The 16648-nt window shown below is 28.2% G+C and carries 17 protein-coding genes; all 17 read right to left on the minus strand.

Annotated elements, in window-relative coordinates; genetic code table 11:
• Positions 1-84: 84 nt before the first annotated feature.
• Entirely contained in the window at positions 85-627 is a 543-nt protein-coding gene (locus tag HMPREF3029_RS04495) for a hypothetical protein (RefSeq protein WP_070709988.1), read from the minus strand.
• A gap of 452 nt (positions 628-1079) precedes the next feature.
• A complete protein-coding gene (locus HMPREF3029_RS04500) occupies positions 1080-2165 on the minus strand; it encodes a restriction endonuclease subunit S (protein WP_070709989.1) in 1086 nt (361 codons plus the stop codon).
• Positions 2158-4077: an HsdM family class I SAM-dependent methyltransferase gene (locus HMPREF3029_RS04505; RefSeq protein ID WP_070709990.1), complete on the minus strand. Its 1920-nt coding sequence runs from the start codon at positions 4075-4077 to the stop codon at positions 2158-2160. The genes HMPREF3029_RS04500 and HMPREF3029_RS04505 overlap by 8 nt, the downstream gene beginning before the upstream one ends.
• A 46-nt stretch (positions 4078-4123) precedes the next feature.
• Positions 4124-4675, minus strand: a complete 552-nt coding sequence (locus tag HMPREF3029_RS04510) for a recombinase family protein (RefSeq protein ID WP_070710022.1) — start codon at positions 4673-4675, stop codon at positions 4124-4126.
• Between the two features lie 288 nt (positions 4676-4963).
• Positions 4964-6037 (minus strand): DUF3991 and TOPRIM domain-containing protein, encoded by a 1074-nt coding sequence (locus tag HMPREF3029_RS04515; RefSeq protein ID WP_070709991.1) that lies wholly within the window; start codon positions 6035-6037, stop codon positions 4964-4966.
• Positions 6038-6213: 176 nt separating this feature from the next.
• Positions 6214-7014, minus strand: a complete 801-nt coding sequence (locus tag HMPREF3029_RS04520) for a class A sortase (RefSeq protein WP_070709992.1) — start codon at positions 7012-7014, stop codon at positions 6214-6216.
• 3 nt (positions 7015-7017) lie between these two features.
• On the minus strand, positions 7018-9156 hold the full coding sequence (gene topB, locus HMPREF3029_RS04525) for a type IA DNA topoisomerase (protein WP_070709993.1): 2139 nt from the start codon (positions 9154-9156) through the stop codon (positions 7018-7020).
• Between the two features lie 23 nt (positions 9157-9179).
• A complete protein-coding gene (locus HMPREF3029_RS04530) occupies positions 9180-10022 on the minus strand; it encodes a hypothetical protein (protein ID WP_070709994.1) in 843 nt (280 codons plus the stop codon).
• 71 nt (positions 10023-10093) lie between these two features.
• The gene (gene mobP2, locus HMPREF3029_RS04535) at positions 10094-11482 is read right to left on the minus strand and encodes a MobP2 family relaxase (RefSeq protein WP_070709995.1); all 1389 of its coding nucleotides are present in this window, start codon (positions 11480-11482) and stop codon (positions 10094-10096) included.
• Positions 11483-11773: a ribbon-helix-helix domain-containing protein gene (locus HMPREF3029_RS04540; RefSeq protein ID WP_070709996.1), complete on the minus strand. Its 291-nt coding sequence runs from the start codon at positions 11771-11773 to the stop codon at positions 11483-11485.
• Between the two features lie 11 nt (positions 11774-11784).
• Entirely contained in the window at positions 11785-12210 is a 426-nt protein-coding gene (locus HMPREF3029_RS04545; RefSeq protein ID WP_070709997.1) for a hypothetical protein, read from the minus strand.
• Positions 12203-12481 carry a toxin-antitoxin system HicB family antitoxin gene (locus tag HMPREF3029_RS04550; protein ID WP_070709998.1) on the minus strand — a complete coding sequence of 93 codons (279 nt, stop codon included), beginning with the start codon at positions 12479-12481 and terminating at the stop codon, positions 12203-12205. Before HMPREF3029_RS04550 ends, HMPREF3029_RS04545 begins: the two co-directional genes overlap by 8 nt.
• Before the next feature lie 277 nt (positions 12482-12758).
• Positions 12759-13559 (minus strand): hypothetical protein, encoded by an 801-nt coding sequence (locus HMPREF3029_RS04555; RefSeq protein ID WP_070709999.1) that lies wholly within the window; start codon positions 13557-13559, stop codon positions 12759-12761.
• 30 nt (positions 13560-13589) lie between these two features.
• Positions 13590-14222 carry a hypothetical protein gene (locus HMPREF3029_RS04560; protein WP_070710000.1) on the minus strand — a complete coding sequence of 211 codons (633 nt, stop codon included), beginning with the start codon at positions 14220-14222 and terminating at the stop codon, positions 13590-13592.
• Between the two features lie 11 nt (positions 14223-14233).
• Complete coding sequence (locus HMPREF3029_RS04565; RefSeq protein WP_070710001.1) at positions 14234-15304, minus strand: lysozyme family protein; 1071 nt, start codon at positions 15302-15304, stop codon at positions 14234-14236.
• 166 nt (positions 15305-15470) lie between these two features.
• Positions 15471-16139, minus strand: coding sequence for a hypothetical protein (locus tag HMPREF3029_RS04570; RefSeq protein WP_070710002.1), 669 nt, complete (start codon positions 16137-16139; stop codon positions 15471-15473).
• 63 nt (positions 16140-16202) lie between these two features.
• Positions 16203-16640: a single-stranded DNA-binding protein gene (gene ssb / locus HMPREF3029_RS04575; protein WP_070710003.1), complete on the minus strand. Its 438-nt coding sequence runs from the start codon at positions 16638-16640 to the stop codon at positions 16203-16205.
• Positions 16641-16648: the final 8 nt, after the last annotated feature.

A 16648-nucleotide genomic window follows, 5' to 3' on the forward strand; every position in this document is an offset into this window, starting at 1 on the left:
ATAAAAGAAACGCGATCAGCGTTTCTTCCATGCATTTATAAAATAATAAGCCTATGATTCAATATGAATCATAGGCTTATTAAATTATTGGAATTGTGCCATATCATTTATTTCATAATATTTTATGAAACTTTCAAACATATTTTTGAAATGTTCATCTATATAATTAAAACCATGTTTTTCAGCATATTCTTGCCACGTTAAGAAATCCGTTATCTTGCCTGTAGAGTTATCTACAAATGCAAAATTCATTTCTAAATCTCTGTTACTATTTTCTACTAATTGAATAATTAAATACCCATTATTATTGTCTCCGTATTTTATGATTTCTTTAATAAACTTTTTATTAAATATTTCTTCACTTTGTATTGTTTCTAACCACTCTTGATAAAAATCTTGTTCCATTTCAAAGTTTTTTAATTTTTTTTGCTTTTGTCTTAATGAAAAACTTAATATATCATTGCTCTTGTGATAGGAATTATATAAATTGTTTTCTATGTCTAATACAAAACTCATGAGCTCTTTATACATTACTGTACCGTAACCCCATTGATAATGATAAAATTCATTCCTTACGTTCCCCTCACTGTTGACTTTCTGTAATAAAATTTGTGTTCTTTGTCCCATTTTAATTACTCCTTTTTTCTACCACTCTTATATTTTGAGTGTGTAGATGATATTTTATTTACGCATACGTCTAGAGCATCTCGAAACGATATTGCAAGTCTGCTTTAGCACACGCAGTGCTTGGACTTGCAATATATAAGTGAAGAGATGCTAGTATGCAAAGTAAATAAATATCAATCGGAACACGAAAAATAAGAGTGAGTGATAACGAACGGATAAAAGAAACGCGATCAGCGTTTCTTCCATGATCTTATATAAATTAAAGTTTTATAAGATATAAAGTATAATTTATATTTTATAAAACTTAATCTGAATACCACCTTTAGTAATGTCATATATAGAATCAATAAAAGTTCTGTTTTTATACAAACAAAAGCACCTACTTTTTATTCAAATAGGTGCTTTTGATTAGGTAACTAATATAATCAAATTTTATAATTCACTCACATATATTATTTTATTTCATTTAACATGCTTTCGATATACTTTATTTTTTCCACTGTTTTTTTCTTTTGTATACTTAAAACTTTAAATCTCATATACTCTATGTCTAATTCATTATTTTCTTTAGTAGGGAGTATAATTTTCTGTCTTTTCATTCTTCCTGATTTAAACTTATATCCATAGCTGTAAGCTATCTTTTGTTTCCTTATTGCTGTTGCTAAGTACAATAATGATTGTTCATTATTATATTCTTTGTTCTTAAAAGAAATACGTTTAACATCATCTGAAAATAAAGTAAAGTACGGATGATAAAAAGCTTCACAAACACTTCCGTTGTAATTAACCCCAAGTATATTTCTATCCAAACTTTTATTTATATTTGAAACATAATTTGTAATACCATTATTTCTTTCCGTAGCTCCAACAAATGGCGTATTCCCTTTGATCATATTCGCTCTTGTTAATCTTGTACCACTTTTAATATTTACAATTTCATCCATAAAGTATTCTTGATAGCTTTCATTAAAATCAACTTTATTTTGACATTGTATAATTAAAGCATTGTACTCATCTAAATCATTATTTAATGAGTTCAATAATGATTTAAATTTATTATTAAATAATTCCTTTACTTTGTTACTCATATATTCCCAATCAATCTCATTATTTTTTATAGGGAACATAATTTTCATTCTATTTAATCTTTCCAATGTCGCACCATTTCCACCCCATTCTAAAAACTTCAACTGTTTTTCAAGTAAAGGGATTATGTAAAATGCGTTATATTTATTTAAATTATTATGTCTTAAAACTTGAATATTTTGACCAGTAAAAAAAGCATTCTCTTGATAAGTAACAGTCTGCGTGTCTAATCCTATTGCTATTGCATTACCATCATTAGCTACTATGTTTTCACCTTGAAAATCGCTAATGAAATCTTTTATCCCATTGTTTTTACTACTTCTTGTAATATATGGTGTTTTACCTATTTTATTTTTAATATTAATTTCATCAATTTCACATTGACTTGCGTTAACCTCAAAAACACCTTCTTTTCCACCTATGAAAAATTCTTTCCATTCTAATTTATTCAATTTGATCACCCTCCTCACGACTAAATAGATAACCTCTCCCTTTATTTAGCATATCTATTTTAAATGTGAGATAATCACTAATTGTTGAATCTAATTCATTATCAGTGACTGGAGAATCATCAAAGTAATAGAAACTGTGAATCCATTCATCTTTTGCTTTAATTGTTGTTTTAATACAAAAATCTAAATCCGCCTCAAGCTCATCATTCCATACTTTCATAAGCTTTTCCTTTTTATCTATAGAAGATTGAGTTTCAATTAAACCAATGTGTTTCCTAACTATAAAACCATCATCTTTAAAGTTAATAAACTTCACTTCTTTTTTAGGATTGTGAGGAACCCCTGCTGTAAATACTGCTATAACAGTATTAGTGCCTACACCATGAAACGTATCGTTATTCATCGTCAATACGCCCTCTAAAGTATGATTTTTTAATATATATTCTTTTATTTTTTGTGGTTCACCTGTATCTGCTGTCACAGTTGATATTGGTACAATTACAGCTACTCTACCATCTGTCATCATACTGTCTAATAAATGTTTTATAAAGTTTATTTCATATAGTTCACTTGATTCTTTAGAACCTTGACTATATGGAGGATTCATTAGTCCAACTGTTGCTTTTTTGTTGATTTGTAATTGTTTTGGATTTTGTTCTAAGAAGTTTTCATATTTAATATTGGATTTTCCATCACCACGTATTAACATATTTGTATTTGCTACGGTATACATATATGGTTGAAGCTCAATTCCATGCAACTTATTTTTTTTAATATCAAGAATTTCATACTCATCATCTGTCTGATTTATCATCTTGTGCATTGCAGATATTAAAAATGACCCCGTTCCTGCAGTAGGATCAAAAACAATATCTTCATTTGTAACTTTTACTAAATCACACATTAAATCAGTAATATGCTGAGGTGTTAGAATTATTCCTAAAGACTGTCCATCTCCTCCTGAGTAACTCATAAACTCTGAATAAAAGACGCCTAAAAAGTCTAAAGACGTACTGGTGCTTTTAATTTTTCTATAAACCTTATTTTTTATAAATAGCGTGAAGTGTTTTATTGGAGTCATATCAATAAAACTATTTTTGCTATTTAATCTTTCTTCATCTTTAAATAGAGAAAATTGACTCATCATAACTCTCTTTTTTTCTTCTGGACTAACATTTTCTCTATCTAAATTGTTATCAATAGCATCATATATTTTTTTACCGTCCGTATTAACTGTATCACCTGATAACCAGTCATTAACATTTTTCTTGTCAATTTCAGCTTCCCTTAACGCTAATAATATACCTGCTACTATTAATGGTTTGTTTTTATCTTGAACTGCCCCATATTTTCTCATATCTTCGTGTAGTTCTTTCGCATACTTAGCTATATTTATAGACTCTTTTTCTCTTTGAGTTTCTATAGCAAGAACCTGAGATGTATAATATTCTTCTATAAACTCTTCGGAAAAGTCAATAAATGTCTCTATATCATCTAAAATTTTATATTCTTGTCTTTCATCTATAAATATAGGTGTTATTTTATGATAGGTTTCGTTACCTGATACTCCTATTGAAAAAATCTTATTATATTTTGTGTGTTTAGATAAGTGTAATCCATAATGTAAAGCACCATTAACCGCATAGTTTATAATATTATCTACATTTAAATCTATAATATTATTTTCATCTTTTTTAACGTGATAATTTGTATCATATTTATTCTCTATAACTATTAAGTAGTCCTTAACTACTGCTATATATTCTGGTCTACCAACATTTTTATTTTTCTTTTTAGATGCTGTTTTTAAAGCTTCTTTAACATCTTTTATACTAGAACCTTGAGGTGTCGCTTGAATTTTAGCATCTTTCAATAGTTCATATACCCATAAATCTGTACTTGCTTCGTTCATTGTTAGATACCTTCACTTTCTTAAAACTTTATTTATAAAAAAACATTTAATATATCTTAATTATATTATAAACACTTGTCTTGCTAACTTTTGTCATTCTACATATATCATCTATTGTATACTCTCTACTATAGTAGAGTTTACGTACTAAGTCTCTAGTTTCTTCATCAATCGGGGGTCTTCCACCTTTTCTGCCTCTTGCACGTGCAGATTCTAAACCTTTTTTTGTGCGTTCACTTAAGAGATTTGCTTCAAGCTCTGCAAAAGCACTCATCATAGTAAAAAACATTTTACCCATAGCTGTATTCGTATTAATATTTGTATCTAATATATGTAACTCAATATCCCTATTTTCTAGTTCTTGTGCAAGTTCAATTAATTGTTTTGTAGTCCTGCCTAAACGGTCTAACTTTGTAATCACTAAAGTATCTCCAGAACGTAAATAGTCAAAACATTTATCAAGCTCTGTACGTCGTTCTTTTCTTCCACTTACTTTTTCTGAAAAAATTCTTTCGCAACCACTCTCTTTTAACATATCCATTTGGCTATTTAAAGACTGATCTAAAGTTGATACTCTGGCATATCCTATACGTGTTATTTTCATCACTCCCTAAATCACACTATATAATAGAAGAAACTCAATACATAAAGTACATTAAACCTTTAAAACTATAGTATATGTACATAGATAATTATACTGAGTAAATGAACTATAAAGCAATAGAAAATAGACTATTTACAACCTATCAATAAAAGAGTTCATAAAACGACCGTTTAATGAACTATGAACATAAAAAAAGCACGGTGTCCGAAGACACCGTGCTTAATTGTAAATAAAATATCTTACTTAATTATAACATATAATATATATGATTGATATAGAATATTATTCTAATTCCATACCTTTACTACTTTCTTGATGTCTATAATTTTGAAGATATTGCTTCTTACTTAAAGGGATATTACGTTCATGTTGTTCATAAGGGTGTCCATTTCTTCTTACTAGTTCATCATTCCAATCTTTCACATTTTCCCTTTGAGGTGGAACTGCAAAATAGATTGGCATTTCACCTTGTTCATGATGAGATAAGTTGTTTTCTATTCTATCTTGATTAAAACTTAAACCTGCTTCATCATTGTCTACCCCGTATACAACGTTTGGAATTTTCCCTGTATTTTGTCCAACTTCTAAAATTTGCTGATAAATTATATCGGGATTATTGACACCACGCATAGAGATATACTTAGAATTTGGTGTTAATCCGTTTAAAGAAGCATAACTAATCGCATCTACCTCACTTTCAAAAAAGTAAAGGTTTCTAATATCTTTATTTGGACTTGTTTTGAATGAAAATCCATAGTCATTATTAGCACCACTTGCAATATGCTTATATCTTCCGCCATCTTGTTTTTTATAACTACCCTCTGAGTTATGTCCTACAATTTCTCCATTATTTACCCAAGGATATACAGCATTATTTCTTTCGTCTTGCCGTATTAATCCTTTACTAATTAAAGTATTTACGAGATCTGGATTTAACTTCCTATCATTTATTAAGTACTCTCTTACTTTGCTTGGATCTTTAACCATATTATCGAGTGGAAAAGCGTATGGTTCTTTTTCTTTTTTCTGTTTCCAATTTATACCGTGATCACTTTGAATACGTTGATTATTTTTAGAGTTTAATTCTATTACTGCTTCTCTAAATTTCATACCAAAAAGTTCTTCATCTTGTAGTAAATTAATGATATTACCTCCACGTTGACGTGAGTTCCAAAAGTACATATTTTTCTCTGCATCTACTACAAAACTATCATGATCATCTAAATTAAAATACTTGCTATTACCTTGTTGAGTTAATAAATAACCTTGTTCTTCTAAATATTCTACAATCGGTACGTTTTTAGCATATGATACTGCTTCATCGGTTAATCTACCCTTTTCATCAAATAAACTCATTAAAATTCCTCCAATTTTTCTAAATAATTTGATACAGCGTTTTTAACAGCGTTTAATACTTCTAGGACTAATAACATTCAAAAAATATTTTCGAATCATTACACCCCCTTAAAATAAGCTGTTTTTTTGTGAATCATAAAAAAAGCATAAAAAAGAGAGAATATTGAAATATTCTCTCAATGAATGTAACTATCAGCGAGTTCTTGCTCAAAACTATCTATTGACTGACTTTTAATAAAATTACCTTGCACGATAAGACGATTTACACCATCTAATGTTCCACAAGTCACTAAGGTAATTAATGTTTTATCTTCATCATCTTCAATCCATTCAATTTGCGATGGATCAACATATTCTATTTGTTCTATTTCATAAATATAAACATCCTTTTTATCAGTAGCATATATATACATACCTTTTTCAGCACGTTTAAGTGGACTAAATAAAGTATTTGGATCTGGCATTAAATGTCCTGCAACTGAATAATTACCTTTACCTAACACCATATTCGGCTTCATAGTTGAAGCACCTGTATATAGATTTTCGTTACTTACACCCTCGACAATTGGTAAATTCATATTAAGTTCTGGAATGAATAATTGTCCACGATATAATGATTTATTTACTGATGCATTACTTGGTATGCTACTAATAAATTTAACTTGTGACCAATCATACGTTAAATTATTATCTGCCATTTCTTTTGTTTCTATAAGATCACCATTAGAATTTTTACTAGTTTGTTTCCATATACTTTCAAGCCATTGTTCATTATTATCTACTGTAGTTTCGTCATAATTTTCTTGTGCAATTGCTTGTGCTTCTTTAATAATATGAGGGTCTTTTAAGTAGAAATTAAATGGTTGGTAGAGTAATAAAAGTAATGCTGGAATTAACATAACAACGACTGTAATAATCATTGATTTACGTTTTTTTCGCTTCTTCATATTTTCTTCTATTAATTCATGATAGTTCAATATCTAACCCCCCTTTTTATCGAATAATAATGATACTTTATATTCTTCATCTAATGTTAAATACGCATCATAGTTCGTACCTTTTTTTGACACAAAACCTTTTACTTTATTTTTAGTGCTTCCTTTTGTTATCAACTCTTTTACAACTGTAGTAGAGATATTTTTTCCAAAAGTATTTTTGAAAATAATAAAGTCACAATCTTTATTTTGACAAGCATAGAAAATACTTTTTTTGCCCTTTATTTCTTTAACGACAGATGTTTTACATTTAGGACAATCTCCTATCATTTTTGGATCATCTATTTCAACTGTCGAATGACCCGTACTATTTACTAATTGATTATTTTTAAAATCATTATCAATTTGAGTTATTTGATGATGGATATATTTATTTGTATTGTTTATAAAGTTTTCTAAGGTTTGCTGACGATCACTTATTTTCTTTAAAGAGGTCTCCCATTTTGCAGTCATTTCAGGGCTTGATAATAGAGTTCCTTGTACACTTCTTGCTAATAATCGTCCTTTATCAGTAATTACAACTTTATTTTTTTGAGTTTTTATATAGTCATGGTGCTTTAATTTTTCTATCACATCCGCACGTGTTGCCTCTGTACCAATTCCCTCAACCTCTTTTAGTATTTCTGTGTCTTCATCTTCTAATAATTTTCCACAATTTTTCATTAAGTTAATTAATTGACCCTCAGTATATAGAGATGGGGGTTGTGTCATACCCTCATAGATAAATGGTTTTGCTTTAACCATTTCACCTATAGTCATTTCTGGTAATATACTTTCTGTATTCTCTTTTTGATTGAATAACTCTTTCCAACCCAATTGTTTATCAACTTTACCTCTACTATAGAAAGAATGATCATCAATAATCAGTTCTACATCAGTTTCTTCATATATATACTCCTTTAGAAACATAGCTATTGTAGTATTATAAATTTCTTCATATATATTACGTTCTTTATCACTTAATATATTTATTTTTTCTACATCAGCTGTTCTCGTTAATATAATTGCATAGTGCTCTTGAACTGCTGAATTATTCACAAAACGTTTTCTCATAGAACGATTATCAATTAATTCACTACTTATATTGAACATATTAAGATAGCTCTCAAGATTTTCATTTAGATATTGAAACTCTTGTTCCGTAATAAACTGACAATCGGTTCTAGGATAACTTACTAATTTTGCCTCATATAATTTCTGTACGATAGACAACGTTTCTTTAGGACTATATTTCCATAACTTATTCGCCTTAGTCTGTAAAGTACTTAAAGAATGTAACTTTGGTGCTTGTTTTTCTTTTTGAGTGCGTTTAATATCTTTCACTCTTGCATAGTCTTTAAATCTTATATCTTCAAAAATTTTATCGACAACACATTTATCTTTTTCTTTCAACTTCATTTTAGCTGTGAATTGTTGTTCATCTTTACTACAATCTGCATGAATTTCAAAAAATGGTTCTGATTTGAAATTTTCAATTTCGAGTTGTCTATGATATATCATTGATAAAGTCGGTGTTTGAACTCTTCCAACACCAAATGTACTTTCAAAATTAGCTATTTTAGATAGCTTTAAACTATATAAAGGACTTAAATTCATACCTATTAAATAATCACTTAGCATACGTGCTTTTGCCTCTTGATACATAAGATAATCTTTTTTATTATCTTGTAGTTGATTAAATCCTTTACGTATTACATCTACTTCTAATGAATTTATCCAGAGTCTTTGTATACGTTTATCTCTAATACCTGCATGTTCTAATATTAAATAAAATATATTACTACCCTCACGATCAACATCACATGCATTGATTATTAAATCTGCATTTATACATAATTGTTTGACTGCATTGTATTGTGAATATTTTTTAGGATCAACCTTGTATTCAAAATAGTTCGGCATAAAGGGTAAATTGGATAAATCCCATGTATTGATCGGTTTGTTATATTCTTTAGGATATTTTAATTGAACTAAATGACCGATTCCCCACGTTAAAAATGCTCCGTTAGGGAATGTATTACAGGAATTTAATTCAATATAATGTTTAGTTCTATTCTTAATCTTAAAAGCATCAGCATATGATTTTGCTTGTGATGGTTTTTCTGCAATAATAACAGTACTCATACATAAGCTCCTTTTTCAGAAATTTATTCTAGTGATTGCTGGTTCTGTTTTGCTTGTTTTTCCAGCTCATCATTCCTAATACCACCGACACGTGTTTGTCTTAATAACGTTTCATACTTTTTAGACAAAGGGTTATCTTTAATTCCCCTTTCGTATTCAGGTCTATCTTTTATAGAGTAAACATTTTTATTATGATGAAGCATTAAGTAATGATCTACTTCATAATCATGATATTCATCTTCAAATTCTTTTAAGTTACTTGTAAAAGCAACTTCGCTATTCTTTACTCCGATAACTGTAATATATTTTTCTTTATCATCTTTATTTTCAATTAAATATTCTTCTGCATATTGTTCAAGTAAATCATAATATGCTTCTTCTTCTAACTCTTGTTCATCTTTAATAACCCCGTAAGGTTCAATTTTATAGTTATAAGATTCGATTAATTCTTTTTGTTCTTCAGACAAAGGTTGGTTCTCATATATCAAAGCATATTCAGTTTCTGGTATAACTCTTACATAACCCATTTCATGTAACTTGTCCCAACTTTTAGTATCCTGTCTATCTAAGTTATAAAAGTCTAATAAAGCTCTATGATCTATTGAACGAATACCATTTCCTGAATAACCAGATAAGAGTTGGTTATCAGGAGTAATCCATAAACTTTGATTTAAATCATCTGTCATCTCAAATTCTTCATTAATATTATGTTCTAATTCATCTTGTTCAATTTGATATTCTTGTTCTTCAATATCTAGTTCATCTTTTGTAAAATAAGCACCATCTTCGTGCAATTGTTCAATGAGTGCTTCCATTATTTCTATTCTTGTTTCTTTATCCATGCCTTCAAAATTAAAATCTTTCATTTGTATATCTCCTTTAAAATAAAAAAGAGCAATATACATTTGTATATTGCTCAATACTATTTATATTTAATTTATAATTCCTGTTCCTGCTCATTAATTCTTCTAATACGTTCTTCAAGATTTTGATGTTCTGCTTCGACTTCTTTCTGTCTTCTTCTATTATTAAATAAATTTTGAATACGTCTAAATTCATGCTGTTTAACCAATCGTGGTTTGCGTATGATTGGACTACCTAATTTTATTTTAAATTCAGTATCTCTGTATCTTACAATTCTAAAGATTGGTTTATTTGACGATCTATACCTACTACTTTCAGTTACATGATTCAGAAAAGTATTTTGTAATATTTCTTTATTCTTCTTATTAGAAATTGAAGGTGGTCTATTTAACTCGACACCTAATTTTTCTTCTACATAAGATTTATTATTTTTAATATTACGTAACAATTCGTTGCCCATACGTGATTTTAATTCATCATATTTATTTTTAGAATATGACTGATAATCACTTTTTGAACCATAGACTTCTTTATAAAATTGTTCCTCTCTTAAGAGTACTCTTCTATATTCATCGAACTCTTTAGAACAATGTTGCTTTAAAAATGTTTCAGTATACTCATCTATGTCCTTTTTTAAATGCTTCATGCTGTGATGATTGTATGACCACTCATTTTCTTTTTCTGGTAAAAGTGAAATAATTTTATTTAGTCGTTTTCGCTGTTCTAATGTACTTTCATCAATGTGAATAGATTTATTTAAAGTATTTCTCAATTGATTTAACTGTTCTAAACTTTTATTTCTTTCTACAAGGTGATGAATAAATGATGATTTCATTTTTGAATTTGTTTTATTTTTTCGTTTGCCTTTAGGCTCTGTAACTTCAATAAAATTATTATTTTCATCTTTTCGTTTATAGGTGATCATCTCTCTGCTGTTTTCTTTTTCAGAAATCGCAACATGAACATGGTAATTATCTGTATTGTAATGAATCTCACCAGCCCATATGATGTTATTTTTATCTAGATTTTCTTCTTTAATAAAAGTATGCATTGAATTTCTAACAGCATCTTTAATTTTTTCTTCATTTAATTTTCTATAAACTAATAAATCATTTTGTTCTAACCAGCGTGTATCAAAAGAATACACATCACGCCAAAGCACAGAGTTATTTTTTTGAGCAGTTCTAAATGATTTATAAACTTCCCTACGTTCTTCTTTAGTCAGTAAATCACTTTTTTCATTAAATAACCCTGTGCTTTTGTCTTGTTTATTATTTTGTTTTGCTGTTTCACGATTCATATAATCTAAATATTTTTCAAATTTTTCATCGATGATAGGTTCAAATTCATCTGGAAAATCTTTTTGCTTCGCTTCTTTACGATCAATATAACGGATATAATTTTCAAATGATTTCTTATTCCCTACGACAAAGTCACTTGTTAAAATTACTCCTGCTTTCAACTAATCCCTCCTATATTGGTATCCACCTGTTGAATTATTTTTATAAGATGTATTATTTGTGTTTCTAACTGCTATATTTATTAGAATTTTTAAATCACTAATCTCTTGTGTTAAATTTAATAAGGCTTCTTTAGTTGTTACACCTGTGTCTTCTTCAATTAAATTTCTAATAGCTAAATTTAAAAAATCTGTACGATCTTCATATTTATCACTAAACATTTTTACATGATCATCAATTTGTTTTTTAAATTTCTCGTCTAATGCAAAATTTATTCTTTCTGTTTTATACAAAATATCATCTCCTATAGATCATCGATTGTAATTCTGTTTTTGTTTTTATTTTCTTCTACTACATTATTTTTAGTTTGAATTTTATTCTCGTTCATTAATTTATTTCTGTAATGTCCATTAATAGCTTCTTTACCTTTGATTGCTCTTAAAGAATCTCCATAATATAAATTAGATACTTTAAGTTCCTGACGTTCCATCATGGAATAAGTAAATTGTAAGTTGAGTTCTAATAATGTCTTTAATCTTTTAACTTCTTCATTCATTTTTAATAAATCAACTGATTTATTTTCATCTAAAGAAATTAAATTAGAGATTGCTTTATTAATAAATTCCGTTCTGTCACTATATTTACTACTCCATTCTCTTAAATGTTCTTCTAATTCGTTAAGCTCATTTTCACTTAAATAAAAATATATCCTCTTCTTTTTTTTATTCATTTTCTTCAACTCCTAATAATTCATAAATAATATTTGTTTGAATTTCATTCCACTTATTATTTTCATCAATAACTTTTACTTGATTATTTAATACGCTTTTTAGTTCGACAAGTAATCGTTGTATTTCTAATTGATTAGAATACATTGTTTGACTTGTCATTTCATTTTCTAAAATCAAATTAAAATATTCATTCATGGAAATATTTTTTTCTTTTGCTTTTACAGAAAAATAAGCATGTACTTCATCTGGAATCCTTAATAAAAACTTCATAAACGCTATTTCCCTCCTAATTTTCCATAATATTTAATTAAAAAGAAGTGAGTCAATCGGGTTCAGACAGTTTATAAATACACTTTAAAAATAAAAAGAGTGAGCCAATTAGGGTCATAATTGAATTTAAGTAATATCATTTCTGAACCAAGTTGACTCACTATTTAAACCTTAATAGGACAATGGTTGGCACTGCCAACCTATCACTTTAAAACTTTAAAGTGATATTATTGTCCCTTATGCTCTTTAAATAAAAGCTATAAAAACCCTGTGTTTGTTAGCTATTACCACCTTTATATTCATCTAATTGACGTTCTCTTTCTTGAATTTCATTTTTAATTTTCTTTTTTTGGTCTTCAATTAAATCAATTTGCTTAGTAAAAGTTTCGATCTGCGTATCGACTTTGTTTTTTTCTTGTTCAGTAAGTAAACTATCTGAACTTTTTAATTCAGAAATATTTTCTTCTTTTGATTTAATTTCTTCATCGAGTTGAATTAATTTTTGATTTAAATTTTCAATTTCGCTTTCTACGAACGAAGATTTAAAACTAATTGCATACTCTAAATAATCTTTTTCAGAGAACTTTTTATCAGAAATACTTTCATGAGAAATATAAGATACATTCTCTTTTGATGAATCACTGCCAACTTTTTTAAAAGAAGTTGTTAATCTTGCCAGTAAATAATTTGAAGGAACATCTTTTATCTTCATAGAAATAATTTGTGGATTTACTTTTTTTACAGTTACCTCTTTGTTTTTTGTTCTATCTTTTTGAATTACTGCTTTTGCTTTTAGATTCTTATCACTGAATAAAGAACCTACACTGTTTATTCCAAATAAAATTTCTAATTCGTTTTCGTTCGGATTATAAATAGATTCTATATAAGTTAATTCTTCTCCTTCAAAAGAAATTCTTTCTCCACTATCCATAGTTTGTCTAATTGCTTCTTCTGGTTTAAAAGTATTTAAAATAATTAAACACATATACGAAAATATAATTAGAAAGATTAAACCAACATAAAACTTTCCGATATTATTTTTATAAGTGTTTTTTAAGTCAATAAAAATATCTTTCATAATGTCACCCCCTGTAGCAGAAAAATTTTTTTATTGATCTACTGCTTCTTTACCAAAAAACAATTCTATCTCTGGATTCATTAATGGATTATCTCCATACATATTAGTTGCAATCAAACTACCATCTGTTTTAATTTCAACTTCTAAGTGATAGATTCCATAGTTTGTAACAGAATCACCATCAACTTTTGTTCCATAAACGATCACAACATCTTTTTTATTTTTTGTAATATCTTTCGTGTACACTTTTATTTCTTCAACGTTACTTTTAGGGATATTAGAATTATCATCTACAGATTTAAAATAACCTCTACGTTCTAAAAAAGTTGTTGCTTCACTTTCTGTTAAGTCTTTTAACTTTTCTACATCACTATTGTTTAAACGATTAAACATTAAATTTACAAATTCTAAAGAAAAATCTTCAATCATTTCATTATCGTTTAATGTGCTTTGTTCCGATTCATCATTATCTTCTTTTTCAACCTCAACTATTTCTATATCTTTTTCCATACTTTGTTTTTCTTTTTCTAAAATATTTAACTCATCCTTTAAATATTTATTTTCTACCTGTAAACTTTTTATATTTTTGTTCAGTAAGAAAAAAGGAACGGTAAAAACTAAAACCACTCCTACAATAAAAAATAAAACCTTTTTATTATTCATATAATTTCCTCCTAATATACATAAGATAAATTGTTTGCTTGGCTCGCTGGGATTGTTCTATAACTTAAAACATTCAATCCTACAACGTTCATTTCAGAAACAATAATATCTCCGTTAGATTTAACTTCTTCGACAAAACCAACGTGACCATAATAACTGTCAGCTCCATATTGATTTCTTTGCCACACAACAGCCGTACCTGCTTTAGGGGTATTATTTACTTTAATACCTTGTGCTTTTGCGTTACCAACCCACATCCAAGCATCTCCTAAGTTGCTTGGTAAACCTGCACCTAACTCATGACGTCTACCAGCAACATACCATGTACAGTGTCCAGTTAAGTAACTGTTAGAATAACTACTTGTATTTGGTGATTTAAAATTTCCTGTCAATAATTCAATACTTGAATTACCAGTATTAAAATATTTCATAACATTCTCTACATAATTAACGTCACCATACGAACTCCAACCTAAATTACTTGCTTGTGTAGCAGAAAAATTTTTTGCAAGTTGTTTAGAATACTTACCATCATTCATACGTTTTGCATAATCAATAAATCCAGAACCAAAGTTGTATGACTGTAAAATAAGTTTTGTTTGATCTAAATCAAATTTTTCTGTCATTCCTACAGCTTTTACTAATTCTCCGTAATACTTTACACCTTGTTTAATAGATTCACTTGTACTAATAGAGTTAGGTGGTTTTCCTAAAGATTCGGATGCCTGAAATACATCTGTAACTCGTCCACCTGATTCTTGTGCCATAATGGCTAATAAAATATCTAAATGAAAATCTTTTAAACCTTGTACTTTCATCTCAGCTAATACATCATCTTTATATTTTAAAACCTCTGGTGGTAAATTAGCCCCGACAAGAGTTTGAGCTTGTGCTTTTTCTTCTTCATCAGCACTGAGTGCACCAAAAATTGGTAGAAATGCCATGATTATTAACAAAAGCATGAACATACCAATTAAAATTGCACCACCAGTTACTCCAATTGTTCCTGTGATCCATAAAGCAATTTTCTTTTTTAGTTTTTTTTCTAATTGCTTTCGTACTAAACTTTTTTCTTTTGCCATAGTCACACCCCTTACAATAAAAAAAGCACTTATTTTAAAAATAAGTGCTTGTAATAAAGATAAATAATCGAAAGAATTATGAATGTATTAACGTTCCCCAAAACATATGTCCAATTGGTTTATTCATATAATGCTTTTTTCTATCGTAATTAATCATACTAACATCCTACCCTTCTTTAACTTGAATGTATTTCAAAATTTTATCATTGAGTAAAGAGAATGTCTCCATCTCTTCAATTGGTGTAATCAATTTCATATTTTTATCTCGTACATCTACAGCATCTAACTCAATGTTCACATCACCATTCTTTAAATAAACATCAATGATTGATTGTAGCAATTCACGATTTGAACGCGTTGGTGAAATGAAAAATTTTGTATTTGATAAACTTTCAATTTCTACCCACAATATGTCATCTTTAGATAGCTTTGAAACATCAGATAAATCTTTAATATCAACACCATCATCTGTTTTAATGGAAATAACTTTTAAATCAAAACGTAACAGACGACACGCATCATATATCCCCATAAAAAAGCTTTTCTCGTATTCATTATCTCCATCTCGAATTAAATTAAATAACCGATACACACCACGACAGAGTAAATAAATCATATATCCCACCAACACGATTGTGGAAAGAGTCATTACAGAAATGCTTAAACTCGCAATCATGTTAGGATTCAATACGAGATGAGATGTTTCTTCTAACTTCATAGCTAAATCCATCGTAATCGTTGATAATAATATAATACCTACACACGTAATAATTAGACAGAAATTCACAACACCTTTTTTGTATATCTTAGCATCTTCATAAATAATCACTTCCACACAACACCCTTCTTATTATCAAATTTAGTTGTCATTTTTAACACTCCTTACAATAAATAATATTTAGAACGGTAAATCGTCATCTTGAATGTTTGATAGATAGTTTTCGTATGAATCATTTTCATCTTCTGAATAACTATCTACTTTTTCTAATTCTTTATTTCCCTTTCTTTTTTCTCTTTGTTCTTTTGTTTCTAATAAGATAATTCGTTTACCTACAATTTCAGTGGTATATACTTTCTCTCCATCTTTATTAACGTAACTACTTGTTTGTACTCTTCCCTCTACACCAATTAAACTGCCTTTATCGGTATATTTTTCTAAAATCTCCACGTTGTAATTAAATACTACTATTCTAATGAAATCTGTTTCGTACTCATCCTCCTTATTTTTAAATGGTCTTTGTACTGCTAATGTAAACACTCCTACTCTATTTTTTTCATTTTCAAAAACTTTAATTTCTTTTGCAATTCTTCCAGATAAACTAACATTGTTAAACATTTATTTTC

This window comes from Nosocomiicoccus sp. HMSC059G07, from assembly GCF_001815515.1.
Classification (GTDB): domain Bacteria; phylum Bacillota; class Bacilli; order Staphylococcales; family Salinicoccaceae; genus Nosocomiicoccus; species Nosocomiicoccus ampullae_A.